We start from the raw sequence: 13,026 nt of genomic DNA on the forward strand, positions 1-13,026 counted from the left end.
CGGGCGATCCTCTGCATCGACGCGCTCACATCCTGAAGACGCCGTAGTTGACATCGGACAAGGGCGCGTTGGCCGCCGCGGACAGCGCGAGGCCGAGCACCGTGCGGGTGTCCGCCGGGTCGATGACGCCGTCGTCCCACAGCCGCGCCGTCGAGTAGTACGGGCTGCCCTGCGCCTCGTACTGGTCGCGGATCGGGTCCTTGAAGGTCTCTTCGTCCTCCGCCGACCATTCGCCGCCGCGCGCCTCGATGGCGTCACGCCGGACGGTCGAGAGCACCGACGCCGCCTGCTCGCCGCCCATCACCGAGATCCGCGCGTTCGGCCACATCCACAGGAACCGGGGCGAGTACGCGCGGCCGCACATCGAGTAGTTGCCCGCGCCGAACGAGCCGCCGATGACGACGGTCAGCTTCGGCACGCGGGCGCAGGCCACCGCGGTGACCATCTTCGCGCCGTGCTTGGCGATGCCGCCCGCCTCGTAGGCGCGGCCGACCATGAACCCGGTGATGTTCTGCAGGAACAGCAGCGGGATCGAGCGTTTGTCGCACAGCTCGATGAAGTGCGCGCCCTTCATCGCGGACTCGGCGAACAGCACGCCGTTGTTCGCGATGATGCCGACGGGATGGCCGTGGATCCGGGCGAACCCGGTGACCAGCGTCGAGCCGTACTCCTTCTTGAACTCGCCGAACCGGCTCCCGTCGACGATCCTGGCGATGACCTCGCGGACGTCGTAGGGCACGCGCGGGTCGGTCGGGACGACGCCGTAGAGCTCGCTCGGGTCGGCGGCGGGCGCCTCGGTCGGGAGGACGTCCCACGGGCGCGGCGCGCGCGGGCCCAAAGTAGACACGATCGAGCGAACGATGCGGAGGGCGTCCGCGTCGTCCTCGGCCAGATGGTCGGTGACGCCGGACTGACGCGAGTGGACGTCGCCGCCGCCGAGCTCCTCGGCCGTGACGACCTCGCCGGTCGCAGCCTTCACCAGCGGCGGGCCGCCGAGGAAGATCGTGCCCTGATTGCGCACGATGACCGCTTCGTCGCTCATCGCCGGGACATACGCGCCGCCAGCCGTGCACGAGCCGAGCACCGCGGCGATCTGCGGGATGCCGCGCGCGGACATCGTGGCCTGGTTGTAGAAGATCCGGCCGAAGTGCTCACGATCCGGGAAGACCTCGTCCTGCCTCGGCAGGAACGCGCCACCGGAGTCCACCAGGTAGATGCACGGCAGGTTGTTGTGCAGCGCGACCTCTTGCGCGCGCAGGTGCTTCTTGACGGTCATCGGGTAGTACGTGCCGCCCTTGACCGTCGCGTCGTTGGCGACGATCACGCATTCGCGGCCCGAGACCCGCCCGATCCCGGTGATGATCCCGGCCGACGGCGCCTCGTCGTCGTACAGTCCGGTGGCGGCCAGCGGGGACAGCTCCAGGAACGGCGAACCAGGGTCGAGGAGGGTGTCGACCCGGTCGCGCGGCAGGAGCTTTCCCCGCTCGACGTGCCGGGTGCGGGACTTTTCGGGGCCCCCGAGCCGGGCATCGGCGAGGCGCTTGCGCAGGTCCTCGACCAGTTCGGCGTGGGAGGTGACGCCGCGGGCGTATTCGTCGCTGCCGGGATCGGCGGAAGTGCTCAGTACGGGTGTGTCCATGGCTCCTCGTCGCCAAGTTAGCCGTCGTTAACTCACACCGCCAGGTTAACGTCCACTAACCTCGCTTGTCCACAGGTGCCGCTCAAGTACATGAAGGCCCCCTTCCTGCACCTAGGCGCAGGGAAGGGGGCCTTCATGTACTTGGAGCGGGATCAGCCGATGGCGGAGACCAGCGGGTTGTAGTAGCCACCGCGCTGGCCGGTGGCCGTCGGGTGGTACGAGTTCACGATCGGCCAGGTGAGGCTGTGCAGGTAGTCGTCGGCCGACGAGCAGATGTTGTGCCCGGTGAAGGCACTCCGCACGTCGACGAACTTCGCGCCGTTCGCGGACGCGCGGGCCGAGAGCACCGACGCCAGCGCGTCGGAACCCGAGTTGATCGCCGAGCGCTTGGTGTCGCTCAGCCCGACCGAGCACGAACCCGGCACCGTGTAGAAGCGCGGGTACCCGAGGACGACCAGCTTCGCGTTGGGCGCCTTCGACTTGATCTTGCTGTAAACGTTGTTCAGCAGTCCGGGAAGCGTGTTGTTCACGTAGGTCTTCGCGGTGTTGACCCGGTTGACGCAGGTCTGGTCGCTGCCGGTGGTGCAGGACGTCATGACGTCGGCGAACCCGGCGTCGTTGCCGCCGACCGAGACCGTCACCAGCGTGGCACTGGAGGTGACGTTCGCGATCTGGTTCAAGACGTCGCCGGTGCGCGCCCCCGAGCACGCGACGAACTTGAACGTGGTCCCGGCGTGGGCGTTGGCCCACAACTGGGGATAGGAGTTGGCACTGCGCATGCAGTCACCCGAGTTCCCGTAGCTGCCGGCACCGACACCGGACGAGTACGAGTCACCGAGCGCCACGTAGTTGGTCGCCGCTTGGGCGGTGCCCGCGAGACCGAGGGTGGCCAGGACAGCGACCCCCAGGGCCGCACCTAAACGAGTGAAGGAAGAAGCTTTGATCCGAGCAGGGACGGACATGGTCACTCCTTTGTGACAAGTTAACGAGAGACAGCATTACCAGGTGGTAGCTCCACATAAAAGGGTCATTTCCCCAGGTAACCCGCTTGGCTCAGGCTGGAAGTACGGCCGCGTGTTAGCGCTCGCTAACACGCGGCCTTAATATGGCCAGATGCCGGCGAACCCCACCCCACTCGTGAACGGCGAGAAGGCGAACAGGCGCGAACAGATCATGGCCGCCGCCGCCGAGCTCTTCGCCCACCACGGATTCCACGGCGTGGGCATCGACGACATCGGTGCGGCCGTCGGCATCTCCGGCCCGGCGCTGTACCGGCATTTCCGCAGCAAGGACGCCATCCTCGGCGAGATGCTCAACTCGATCAGCCGCTATCTCCTCGACGGCGGGACGGCGAGGGCGAGCCAACGGGACGAGCCGGGTGAGGTTCTCGGAGCACTGGTGAATTTTCACGTGGACTTCGCGCTCGCGCATCCCGCGTTGATCACCGTCCAAGAGCGCAACCTCGCCAATCTCACCGACAGTGACCGCAAGCAGGTCCGCGCGATGCAGCGCCAGTACGTCGAGGTCTGGGTGCGCGCGATCAGCGACGCCGTGCCGGGGATCGGCGAGCGGCAGGCACGCTCGGCGGCGCACGCGGTCTTCGGGTTGATCAACTCGACGCCGTACAACCGCCATCTCGGTGACAGCGAACTCGCCGAAATGCTCTGCCGTCTCGCGCTGGGTGCACTGCACGCCGCGAAGTGACCACGTCCGGGTTTCGGCCTATCCCCACTTTTCCGTCCTCTGGTGTTTGATAGGCACGTGGAGCCGGACAGGAGCGAGTACGAGCGGAGGCTCGTCGAAAAGGCGCAGCGTGCGCTCGTGGCGATCAGCCTCGGGGAGGACGCCGAGGCGCTCGACGAGCTCACGCCGACCGCCGACGAGCCCCGCGCCCGCTCCGAAGAGACCAAAGAGCTCGTGATGATGCTCTTCGGCGAATGCAGCGCCATGGTGTCGACGCTGGGTGATGGAGGAAGTGCGCCGGTCAAGGTGCAGGTGTTCGACGAGGACGGTGAAGAGGTCTCGATCGACCAGGCGGACCCGCCCGTGCGGACCGCCGTGCGCACGCTGCTGGCCGAGGTGCACGGCAACAGCGAGGCCGCGCAGGAGCAGGTGGAGATCGCGCTGGCCAACGCCGCGCCGGACGAGGTGGACAGCCTGGTGCTGCAGGCGCTGCGCTGGACGATCCGGCTGTCGGCGGAATGCCTGGACCGGGACCTGCCGGTGGCGCCCTGGATCTCGGACGCCGTCGCGGACTAGGCGCTGTCACCTCGCGGCCGCCAGGTGTCGCGAAAGCCACTTCCGCGACGTCTGATGTCCCGAAAGTGGCTTTCGCGACATGCCACTTCCTCGAATCGGGAGCCCCGAGCGGCGGCTGGGCAGATGATCCGCCGGGAACGCGTTGCGAAAGCCACTTTCGCAACCTTCAACGTTGCGAAAGTGGCTTTCACAACGGCATGGCGCACCGTGCGGCTGACGGGGGCTAGCCCAGCAGGAGCTTCACCAGCCCCGCGATCTGCTCGGTCTCGATCAAGAACGAGTCGTGCCCGTAGGGCGAGCCGATGACGGCGAACTCGGCGCCGCCGACCCCGTCCGCGATCGCCCGCGACTGGTACAGCGGGTAGAGCCGGTCACTGTCCACCCCGGCGGCGACCGTGCGCGCGGTGATCCGGGCGAGCGCGTTCGCGACGCCGCCCCGCCCGCGGCCGACGTCGTGGGTGTTCATCGATTCGGTGAGCACCACGTAGCTGCCGGCGTCGAACCGGCGGGACAGCTTCCCGGCATGATGGTCCAAATAGGACTCGACGGCGAACCGGCCGCCGTGCAGCGGGTCTTCGCCGTTTTGGTACCGGCGGCCGAAGCGTTGCGCCAGCTCGGCTTCGCTGCGGTAGGTCGCGTGCGCGATCCGGCGGGCGACGCCGAGACCGGTGTGCGGGCCGCCGCCGGGGACGTCGTGGTAGTCACCGCCGTGCCAGCCGGGATCGGACCGGATGGCGTGCAATTGCGGCGCCGCCCAGGCGATCTGGTCGGCCGACGCCTGCGCTGTCGACGCCAGCACGAGCAGTGCCGCGACCCGGTCCGGTTCGCTCACCGCCCATTCCAGCGCGCGCATCCCGCCCATGGAGCCGCCGAGCACCGCGGCCCACCGTCCGATGCCCAGCGCGTCGGCCAGGACAGCCTCCGTGGCCACCTGGTCCCGGACGGTCACGGCGGGAAACCTGCTGCCCCAAGGGCTTCCGTCCGGATGCGTCGAGGACGGGCCGGTCGAGCCCTGGCAGCCGCCGAGCACATTCGGGACCACGACGAAGAAAACGTCCGTGTCGATCGCCTTGCCCGGTCCGATCAGGCCGTCCCACCAGCCGGGGCTGACGTGGCCGTCCTCCGCCGGTCCGACCGCGTGACTGTCCCCGGTGAGGGCGTGCTCGACGAGGATCGCGTTGCCGGCGCCGGGATTCAGCGTCCCCCAGGTCTCGTAGGCGAGCGTGAACGGGATTTCGCGTCCGGTTTCGAGCGGCTGGACACCGGTGACGAACCGGCGGCGGCCGGGCGGATCTCCCTCCCGCCACGCACCGGTGGCGGGAGGGAGATCCGGAGCCTGGGTCACAAAGCCGCCTTGGCCGCCCGGAATCCCGCCTCGAGGTCGGCCTTGAGGTCCTCGATCCCTTCGAGACCGACGGCGAGCCGCACGAGGCCCGGCGTGACCCCGCTGGACACCTGCTCCTCCGGCGTCAGCTGGCTGTGCGTCGTCGAGGCGGGGTGCACGATCAGGCTGCGCACGTCGCCGATGTTGACCAGCTGGCTGTGCAGTTCCGTACCGTCCACAAAGGCCCGTCCGGCGCCGACGCCGCCGCGCAGGTCGAACGACAGCACCGCCCCGGCGCCCTTCGGCAGGTACTTCTTCGCGGCCTCGTGGTACGGGCTCGACGGCAGCCCGGCGTAGTACACCTTCTCGACCTCGTCGCGCTGCTCCAGCCACTCGGCCAGCGCCTGCGCGTTGGACACGTGCCGCTCCAGCCGCAGTGAAAGTGTCTCGATCCCTTGCAGGATCAGGAAACTGTTCAACGGCGCGATCGCGGCACCGGTGTCGCGAAGGATCTGGACGCGGGCCTTGGCCGCGTACGCGCCAGGGCCGAGTGCCTCCCAGTACTTGAGACCATGGTAGCTCGGGTCGGCCTCGTTGAAGCCGGGGAAGCGTGCCGGGTCCTTGCCGAAGTCGAAGGTACCGCCGTCGACCAGCACACCGGCGACCGTGGTGCCGTGGCCGCCGAGGTACTTGGTCGCCGAGTGGACCACGATGTCGGCGCCGTGCTCGATCGGGCGGACGAGGTACGGGGTCGGCACCGTGTTGTCCACGACCAGCGGGACACCGACCTCGTGCGCGGCGTCGGCGACCTTGCGGATGTCGAGGACGTTGCTGCCGGGGTTGGCCAGCGTCTCGGCGAAGAACAGCTTGGTGTTGGGCCGGACCGCGGCCTTCCACTGCTCGATGTCGTCCTGGTCCTCGACGAACGAGACCTCGATGCCGAGCTTCGGCAGCGTGTAGTGGAAAAGGTTGTAGGTGCCGCCGTAGAGCGCCGGACTGGAGACGAAATGGTCACCCGCGTTCGCGAGGTTGAGGATGGCGGCCGTCGTCGCCGCGGTCCCGGAAGCGAACGCCAGCGCCGCGACACCGCCTTCGAGCGCGGCAAGCCGCTGCTCCAGCACGTCCTGCGTGGGGTTGTTGATCCGCGTGTAGATGTTGCCCGGCTCGGCGAGGCTGAAGAGGTCGGCGCCGTGCTGGCTGTCGCGGAACACGTACGAGGTGGTCTGATAGATCGGGGTCGCCCGCGCGCCGGTGGCCGTGTCCGGCGCCGCACCCGCGTGGATCTGCTTGGTTTCGAACGACCATCCGTCCGCGCTCATCGCGATTCTCCTAGCGGTTCAAGGGGTTTCGGCTGTTGCCCCCGAAGCTAGCTCCGCCGAACGGAGCACCCAACCACTCTCAGGAGATGGGATTCCGTTCCGAAAGGGCGAACCGATTGCCCTCCGAATCGGTGAACATCGCCCACCAGCCCCACGGCTGCTTCTCCGGGCGGGCGGGGAACTCGACCCCCTTCGCCGAAAGGTCTTCGTACGTCTTTTCGATGTCATCGGCGTAGAAGAAGAAGTTGGCCGTCGGGAGTTCGTCGCGCACCTCGGGGTTCTTGGCGTACTCCGACATGGCGCTCAAGACGAGAGCCGTCATCCCATCGGATGAAGTGACCTCGACCCATCGGCCGCCGTCGTCACCGTACGGCGCGTCGGTGGTGACTTCGAATCCGACGACCTCGGTCCAGAACTTCTTCGCCCGTTCCTGATCGCTCACCTCGACGACGATCTTGTGCACGCCCTGAATCGCCACTTCCGGCCCCTTTGTATCCAACATGGATATAACGAGATCGGAGTGTATGCTCCTCGCATGGCCGACGGCAACCCACAGCTCACGCCCGCGGCGTTCCAGACCCTGCTGGCGCTGGCGAACGGCAAGGGCGGCCGCGCGCACGGCTACGCGATCATGGGTTTCGTCGACGAGGTGAGCGGCGGAACCGATCGGCTCGGGCCCGGCACGCTGTACCGGACACTGGCCCGGCTCGTCGCCGACGGCCTGGTCGAAGAGGCCCCGGACGCGACAGAGGCCCAGCCGCACGACTCGCGCCGTCGCTACTACCGGCTGACCCGCGCCGGCCGGGAGGTCGCCGCCCGCGAGGCGGAGTTCCTGAGCAGGCTCGTCGCGGTGGCGGGCCAGTCCGGGCTGCTGAAGCGGGCGGAGTCAGCGTGAACCGCGCGCTCGGCCTCGTGCCTCATCTGTTCGTCAAGGATGTCGACACATCGCTTTCTTTTTACGGCAAGGCGTTCGGCGCCGTGGAGCTGTTCCGCAACACGCTGCCGAACGGGGTCGTGCTGTTCGTGGAACTCGCCGTCGGCGACGCGCGGCTGCTGGTGAGCCAGGAGATCCCGCAGCTGGACGCGCTCGCGCCCGCGACCCTCGGCGGCACCCCGATGCTGCTGACCTTGGAGACCGAGGACCCCGACGACCTCGTGCGGCGCGCGGTGTTCGCCGGCGCCAGGGTGGAGGCGCCGGTCGAGGAGATGTTCTTCGGCGAGCGCTACGGCCGGATCGTCGACCCCGACGGGCACCGATGGGCGCTGACCACCAAACGCGAGCGGTTCACCCCCGAGGACATCGACGCCAGGGCACCGCGCGAGGTCTGACGTGTGCGCCGGTCCCACCTGCTGGACAATCGCCTCATGGTTTCCGTACGCAGTGTCGTCGACCGGGTGGGACCGACACTGCTGCACGCGCTTCAGGTCCCCGAGGAGTCCCCGGCCGTCGGCGACGTCGTCATCGCCGAACCCGGCAACACCCTCGCCGCCGGTGACCTCGTCCTCGGCGTCGCGATCACGGAGACGCCCGAAGCCGCGGAGCTCGTCAAGCACAGCGCGGCGAAGGGTGCCGCCGCTGTCCTGCTGAAGCCACCGCTCGCGGCGAAACCCTCGGTGAAACGGGCGGCGAAGACAGCGGACATCGCGTTGATCGAGGTGCGCCCGGCGACGTCGTGGGCCCAGCTCGTCTGGCTGCTCAGAACGGTCCTCGACGCGCTGGCCGACGAGTCGGACGCCCTGGAGGACGGCGGCGGCCCCGGTTCCGGCGACCTCTTCCGGCTCGCCGACGCGGTCGCTTCGGTGGTCGACGCGCCGGTGACCATCGAAGACACCAACTCGCGGGTGCTCGCCTACTCGGCCCGGCAGGACCTGACCGACTCGGCGCGTGTGTCCACGATCATGGGCCGCCGCATTCCCGACGACGTGCTCGCGCGGTTCCGGTCACGAGGGGTGTTCCGCGAGCTTTCCCGTGGGCGGCAGACGATCTTCGTGCCCGCGCAGCGCGACGGCACGCTGCCCCGGCTCATCGTGCCGATCCGGATGGGCGGCGAGCTGCTGGGGTCGATGTGGGCGGTCGTCGCGGGCCCGGTCTCCGACGAACGCGCGGCCGCGTTCGCCGACGCGGCGCCCGTCGTCGCGCTGCACCTGCTGCGCCGCCGCGCGCACACCGATTCCCAGCGCCGGGTCTCCGCCGAGCTGCTGCGGGCCGTCCTCGAAGGGAAAGCCAGCCCGCGCAAGGCGATCGCGGAGCTCGACCTCTCCGAGGAGCCGCACCGCGTCATCGTCATCGAGGTCTCCGGCGGCGACGGCCGCGACGACGAGGGGCTGCGGCTCGCTCTTCTCGAACGGATCTCGCAGGGTGTCGGCAGGCGGCCAGTGGCCACCGAGCTCGGCGGCGTGCTCTACGCCGTGGTCCCGGACGGCGATGGCTGGGACGAACTCCGGGCCGCGCTCGAAGCCCTGCCGTCGTCGAGGAAGGGCGGGACACCCAGGGCGGCCGCGGGTTCGGCTCGCGAAATCGGTGAGCTCGCGACGTCACGAGCCCAGGCCGACGAGGCGCTGAGCCTGCTTCGCGCGAAGCTGGTCCCTGGCCGTGTCGTGGTCTTCGACGAAGCGTGGACGGCCCTTTCGCTGCACCGCGGCGCGACGGCGGCGAGTACGGCGAAGGTGGCCGAGCTCGGCCCGCTCGGCCTGCTGCGCGCGCACGACGAAGCCCACGAGAGCGGCTACGTGGACACCCTCTACCAATGGCTGAGGCATCCCGGAGACCCGCGCGCGGCCGCGAAAGAACTTCGCATTCATCCGAACACCTTGCGCTATCGCATGCGACGGCTGCTCGACCTCGTCCCGCTGGATCTCGACGATCCCGACGTCCGGCTGGCACTGATCACGCAACTCGTTTCCGTGCGCTGGAGCTGACCGGGATTCAACGAGAAACTGTTCATTGATGAACACTTTGTAGCGTGATGGAACTGTGCTCAGACGTCAGGAAAGGGTCTTTCGAGTCGGTTCCCGTCTCGAAGGACCCTTTCCTGACATGCGACAGATTAGTGCGCGCTGGCGCGATATCCGTCCTCAATGGTCTGCCGTACCGCGGCGAGCAGATCCGCTCCGGGGTAAAGCGGCAAAAGAACACCGGGGCCACCGTCGACCCGGAGCGCGGCTTCGTAGCCGTGTCCAGGGGTTTCGACCAGGCCGACGACGACATCGGCCGGGTTGCCTTCGGTGTCGACGGTGCGGACACGCCGCTCCCGCCGCCAATCCTGATTTGTCATGCGGAACAGAATGGCAGCTTACCGGCCAGTAAGATCAACATCTTGACTCGATCGGGCTGCATTTACCGTTTCGCAGGTTGCACGGCCGCGCTCACCCCCAGCGAACGCGGCCGTGCGTCATACCCGATAGCCGAGGTCGTCGGCGACGAATCGCTTCGGCACCATCCGGACCCAGACCGTTCCTTTGACCTCGGGATCATCGTGCAGGTAAGAAAGAAAACGCGCATCCCATTTGTCCTCGTCGGACCCGAGATACCTGCTCAGCAGCCGCCGTCCACGTGGGACGTCGAACGACAGCACCTCCGCGTCGCCTCGCGCGAGCACCTGCCGCACCGTCCCGGTGCCGACGTCACAGACGTCGACCGTCACCGCGATCGACGGCGACTCTCGGACGAGACCGGCCAGCTTCGCCCACGGTCCGGTGAGGATCCAGAAGGCCCTGTCCTCCCAGAGATACCAAGTCGGGCGCACGGTCGGCCCGGTCGTGGCGACCCTGGCCGTCAGCGAACCGGCGAGGAATTCGTCGACGTCGAACATCAGACCTCGAGCACCGTTTTGCCGATCGCGCCGCGCGACTGCATGACCGCGTGCGCGTCCGCCGCCCGTGCGAGCGGGAACCGTTGACCGATCACGGGTTCCAGCCGCCCGGCGGCGGCTTCGGCGAGCGCGGACTCGGTGAACGCCCGCATCTCGGCCGGTCCGCCGAGGTTCCGGAGCACCGTGACCCCGCGGGCCTCGGCGTCCTCTTCGGACACCTCCGCCCACGAACCACTCGACAACCCGTAGATCAGCATCCGGCCGCCCGGTTTGAGCAGTCCGAACGAGGTCGTCCCGATCTCGCCGCCGACCCCGTCGAACACGACGTCGACCTCGCCCGCCTTCGCCGCCCAGTCCGGCTCGCGGTAGTCGACAGCCAGATCGGCGCCGCGCTCCCGGACGTGGTCCACCTTCGCCGGGCCACCCGCGGCGCCGACGACCTCCGCGCCCGCGGCCTTGGCGAGCTGGACGATCAGGCCGCCGACACCGCCCGCCGCGGCCTCGACCAGCACGCGCTCCCCCGGCCGGATCCGCGCGGCGGTCACCAGCGCCGTCGCCGTGCGGCCGTCGGCGAGGATCGCCACCGCGGCGTCGAGGGCCAGGCCGTCCGGCACCTCGAAAACGGAATCGGCGGCGACCGCGACCCGTTCCGCGTAGGCCCCGGAGCCGCCTGTCGAGGTCACGACACGCCTCCCGACCAGACCGGGATCGACCCCTTCGCCGACGGCGCTGATCACGCCGCCGACGCCGTTGCCGGGGATCAGCGGCGGTTCGGCACGGAACGGCCCGCCTCCGCCGGCGCGGAACTGCGTCTCGACGAACGTGATGTTGGCGAACGTCACTTCGACCAGGGCCTGTCCCGCTGCAGGCACCGGATCGGGGGCTTCGCCCGCGACGAGCACTTCGGGACCGCCGAACTCTGTCAACCACACGGCTCTCATGTGTCCCAAGGTGCAAGCTCCAGTTGACTGGAGGTCAAGCGATTGTGCCGGGAAAACCATGATCGGTTCTCAATCTTGTCGCGGGCACACGATGACACCGCCGTCCGGGTACATCACCGTGAGTGTCAGCACTTGTCGTAGACCCCGCCGCAGGAGGCACTCCGTGCGTATCGCCGTCCCCCGTGAAATCAAGAGGCATGAATACCGGGTGGCACTCACCCCGGCGGGCGTGCACGAGCTGACCGGGCGCGGCCACGACGTCTTCGTCGAGACCGGCGCCGGCGTCGGCTCGTCCATCACCGACAACGAATACGTCGCCGCGGGCGCGAAGATCCTCGCGACCGCCGAGGAGACCTGGTCCCAGGGCGAGCTCGTGCTCAAGGTCAAGGAGCCGATCGCCGAGGAGTACCCGCGGCTGCGCGCCGACCAGGTGCTGTTCACCTACCTGCACATCGCCGCGGACCGGCCGCTGACCGACGCGCTGCTGGCCGCGGGCACCACCGCGATCGCCTACGAGACGGTGCAGACCCCGAACCGCGCGCTGCCGCTGCTCGCGCCGATGTCCGAGGTCGCCGGACGGCTGGCGCCGCAGGTGGGCGCGTACTCCCTGATGAAGCCGAGCGGTGGCCGCGGTGTGCTGCCGGGCGGCATCCCCGGTGTGCACCCGGCGCGCGTGGTCGTGATCGGCGGCGGTGTCGCCGGCCTCAACGCGGCGCGGGTCGCCCTCGGCCTCGGCTCGGACGTCGAGATCCTCGACACCAACGTCGACCGCCTCCGCCAGATCGACAACGACTTCGGCGGCCGCATCCGCACGGTGACCTCGAACGCGCTGTCGGTCGAGCAGTCCGTGCTGGAGGCCGACATGGTCATCGGCGCTGTGCTCGTGCCCGGCGCGAAGGCGCCGAAGCTGGTCTCGAACGACCTCGTTTCGCGGATGCGCCCCGGCAGTGTGCTGGTGGACATCGCGATCGACCAGGGCGGCTGCTTCGCCGACTCGCGGCCGACCACGCACGACGAGCCGACCTACCAGGTCCACGAGTCGGTGTTCTACTGCGTCGCGAACATGCCGGGCGCGGTGCCCCGGACGTCGACCTACGGGCTGACCAACGTGACGCTGCCGTACGCCGTCAAGCTGGCGGACCTCGGCTGGCACAAGGCGCTGCAGGCCGACGCTTCGCTGGCGATGGGCCTCAACACGCACGCCGGCGCGCTGACCAACGCCCCGGTCGCGGCCGCGCACGGCCTGCCCGCCACGGATCTGGCCGCCGTCCTGGCCTGATCCCTCGATCCACCTTCCTACGCGGGGGACCTTTGCCACCCCAGTGCAAAGGTCTCCCGCTCCTTCTTTTGACGCGCGTGGCCCAAGTCCGTGAAGGCCTCCTTGAGGGACTCAGAGTCCCTCAAGGAGGCCTTCACGGACTTGGGGGGGTCGTGTGAAACGACGAAGCCTTCACCGAGGGAAGGCGCGAAGCGCCGGCCAAAGTGAGGGAAGGGAGTTAAGGGCGGCCCGCTCAACCAACCTGGGGGTCATTGGGAGCGGGCCGCCTCCTACATCGTAGGTAATAAGTCGCCGCCGCGCTGCATGGGGTTGCCATGTCTTCCGAATTACTTCTTCACAGACCGCCTCCATGGTCGGTGATTTTCCGCGCCTTAGGTCGTATATCCGGTAGTCAGCGGCCATTCGGAGCAGTCTCCGGTGCGCTGGGGGACGGCATCGTCACCGCGCCGAACG

The 13,026-nt window shown here is 68.7% G+C and carries 14 protein-coding genes; 6 read left to right on the forward strand and 8 right to left on the reverse strand.

The window, feature by feature from the left end:
• Positions 1–25: 25 nt before the first annotated feature.
• The gene (locus AMYAL_RS0110650; RefSeq protein ID WP_020631294.1) at positions 26–1,639 is read right to left on the reverse strand and encodes a carboxyl transferase domain-containing protein; all 1,614 of its coding nucleotides are present in this window, start codon (positions 1,637–1,639) and stop codon (positions 26–28) included.
• Positions 1,640–1,791: 152 nt separating this feature from the next.
• A complete protein-coding gene (locus AMYAL_RS0110660; RefSeq protein WP_051137518.1) occupies positions 1,792–2,601 on the reverse strand; it encodes an SGNH/GDSL hydrolase family protein in 810 nt (269 codons plus the stop codon).
• A gap of 151 nt (positions 2,602–2,752) precedes the next feature.
• On the opposite strand from AMYAL_RS0110660, the gene AMYAL_RS0110665 reads away from it, so the two are divergent.
• Positions 2,753–3,343 carry an SACE_7040 family transcriptional regulator gene (locus AMYAL_RS0110665; RefSeq protein ID WP_020631296.1) on the forward strand — a complete coding sequence of 197 codons (591 nt, stop codon included), beginning with the start codon at positions 2,753–2,755 and terminating at the stop codon, positions 3,341–3,343.
• Between the two features lie 57 nt (positions 3,344–3,400).
• Entirely contained in the window at positions 3,401–3,898 is a 498-nt protein-coding gene (locus AMYAL_RS0110670) for a hypothetical protein (protein WP_020631297.1), read from the forward strand.
• 223 nt (positions 3,899–4,121) lie between these two features.
• On the opposite strand, the gene metX is transcribed toward AMYAL_RS0110670, so the two are convergent.
• From metX to AMYAL_RS0110685, 3 genes are all read right to left on the reverse strand, one after another.
• Positions 4,122–5,243, reverse strand: coding sequence for a homoserine O-acetyltransferase MetX (gene metX, locus AMYAL_RS0110675; RefSeq protein WP_020631298.1), 1,122 nt, complete (start codon positions 5,241–5,243; stop codon positions 4,122–4,124).
• Positions 5,240–6,541, reverse strand: a complete 1,302-nt coding sequence (locus AMYAL_RS0110680; protein WP_020631299.1) for a bifunctional o-acetylhomoserine/o-acetylserine sulfhydrylase — start codon at positions 6,539–6,541, stop codon at positions 5,240–5,242. Before AMYAL_RS0110680 ends, metX begins: the two co-directional genes overlap by 4 nt.
• 79 nt (positions 6,542–6,620) lie before the next feature.
• Positions 6,621–7,019 (reverse strand): VOC family protein, encoded by a 399-nt coding sequence (locus AMYAL_RS0110685; RefSeq protein WP_026466939.1) that lies wholly within the window; start codon positions 7,017–7,019, stop codon positions 6,621–6,623.
• Between the two features lie 57 nt (positions 7,020–7,076).
• On the opposite strand from AMYAL_RS0110685, the gene AMYAL_RS0110690 reads away from it, so the two are divergent.
• From AMYAL_RS0110690 to AMYAL_RS0110700, 3 genes are read left to right on the forward strand one after another with little or no spacing between them, the layout of a single operon-like run.
• Entirely contained in the window at positions 7,077–7,436 is a 360-nt protein-coding gene (locus AMYAL_RS0110690) for a PadR family transcriptional regulator (protein WP_020631301.1), read from the forward strand.
• A complete protein-coding gene (locus AMYAL_RS0110695) occupies positions 7,433–7,870 on the forward strand; it encodes a VOC family protein (RefSeq protein WP_020631302.1) in 438 nt (145 codons plus the stop codon). The genes AMYAL_RS0110690 and AMYAL_RS0110695 overlap by 4 nt, the downstream gene beginning before the upstream one ends.
• 36 nt (positions 7,871–7,906) lie before the next feature.
• Positions 7,907–9,460, forward strand: coding sequence for a PucR family transcriptional regulator (locus tag AMYAL_RS0110700; protein ID WP_026466940.1), 1,554 nt, complete (start codon positions 7,907–7,909; stop codon positions 9,458–9,460).
• A gap of 128 nt (positions 9,461–9,588) precedes the next feature.
• Here the strand turns inward: AMYAL_RS0110700 and AMYAL_RS0110705 are convergent, their stop codons facing one another.
• From AMYAL_RS0110705 to AMYAL_RS0110715, 3 genes are all read right to left on the reverse strand, one after another.
• A complete protein-coding gene (locus AMYAL_RS0110705) occupies positions 9,589–9,816 on the reverse strand; it encodes a hypothetical protein (protein ID WP_005150660.1) in 228 nt (75 codons plus the stop codon).
• A gap of 117 nt (positions 9,817–9,933) precedes the next feature.
• A complete protein-coding gene (locus AMYAL_RS0110710; protein ID WP_020631304.1) occupies positions 9,934–10,353 on the reverse strand; it encodes a pyridoxamine 5'-phosphate oxidase family protein in 420 nt (139 codons plus the stop codon).
• On the reverse strand, positions 10,353–11,294 hold the full coding sequence (locus AMYAL_RS0110715; RefSeq protein WP_026466941.1) for a zinc-binding dehydrogenase: 942 nt from the start codon (positions 11,292–11,294) through the stop codon (positions 10,353–10,355). Before AMYAL_RS0110715 ends, AMYAL_RS0110710 begins: the two co-directional genes overlap by 1 nt.
• Positions 11,295–11,457: 163 nt before the next feature.
• On the opposite strand from AMYAL_RS0110715, the gene ald reads away from it, so the two are divergent.
• On the forward strand, positions 11,458–12,573 hold the full coding sequence (gene ald, locus AMYAL_RS0110720; protein ID WP_020631306.1) for an alanine dehydrogenase: 1,116 nt from the start codon (positions 11,458–11,460) through the stop codon (positions 12,571–12,573).
• Positions 12,574–13,026: the final 453 nt, after the last annotated feature.

The sequence above is a fragment of the Amycolatopsis alba DSM 44262 genome, assembly GCF_000384215.1.
GTDB lineage: Bacteria > Actinomycetota > Actinomycetes > Mycobacteriales > Pseudonocardiaceae > Amycolatopsis > Amycolatopsis alba.

Excerpts from the sequence above, each read along its gene's own strand:
- AMYAL_RS0110650 (WP_020631294.1), bottom strand. The coding sequence starts at position 1,639 with ATGGACACACCCGTACTGAGCACTTCCGCCGATCCCGGCAGCGACGAA.
- AMYAL_RS0110660 (WP_051137518.1), bottom strand. The coding sequence starts at position 2,601 with ATGTCCGTCCCTGCTCGGATCAAAGCTTCTTCCTTCACTCGTTTAGGT.
- AMYAL_RS0110665 (WP_020631296.1), top strand. The coding sequence starts at position 2,753 with ATGCCGGCGAACCCCACCCCACTCGTGAACGGCGAGAAGGCGAACAGG.
- AMYAL_RS0110680 (WP_020631299.1), bottom strand. The coding sequence starts at position 6,541 with ATGAGCGCGGACGGATGGTCGTTCGAAACCAAGCAGATCCACGCGGGT.
- AMYAL_RS0110690 (WP_020631301.1), top strand. The coding sequence starts at position 7,077 with ATGGCCGACGGCAACCCACAGCTCACGCCCGCGGCGTTCCAGACCCTG.
- AMYAL_RS0110700 (WP_026466940.1), top strand. The coding sequence starts at position 7,907 with ATGGTTTCCGTACGCAGTGTCGTCGACCGGGTGGGACCGACACTGCTG.
- AMYAL_RS0110705 (WP_005150660.1), bottom strand. The coding sequence starts at position 9,816 with ATGACAAATCAGGATTGGCGGCGGGAGCGGCGTGTCCGCACCGTCGAC.
- AMYAL_RS0110710 (WP_020631304.1), bottom strand. The coding sequence starts at position 10,353 with ATGTTCGACGTCGACGAATTCCTCGCCGGTTCGCTGACGGCCAGGGTC.
- AMYAL_RS0110715 (WP_026466941.1), bottom strand. The coding sequence starts at position 11,294 with ATGAGAGCCGTGTGGTTGACAGAGTTCGGCGGTCCCGAAGTGCTCGTC.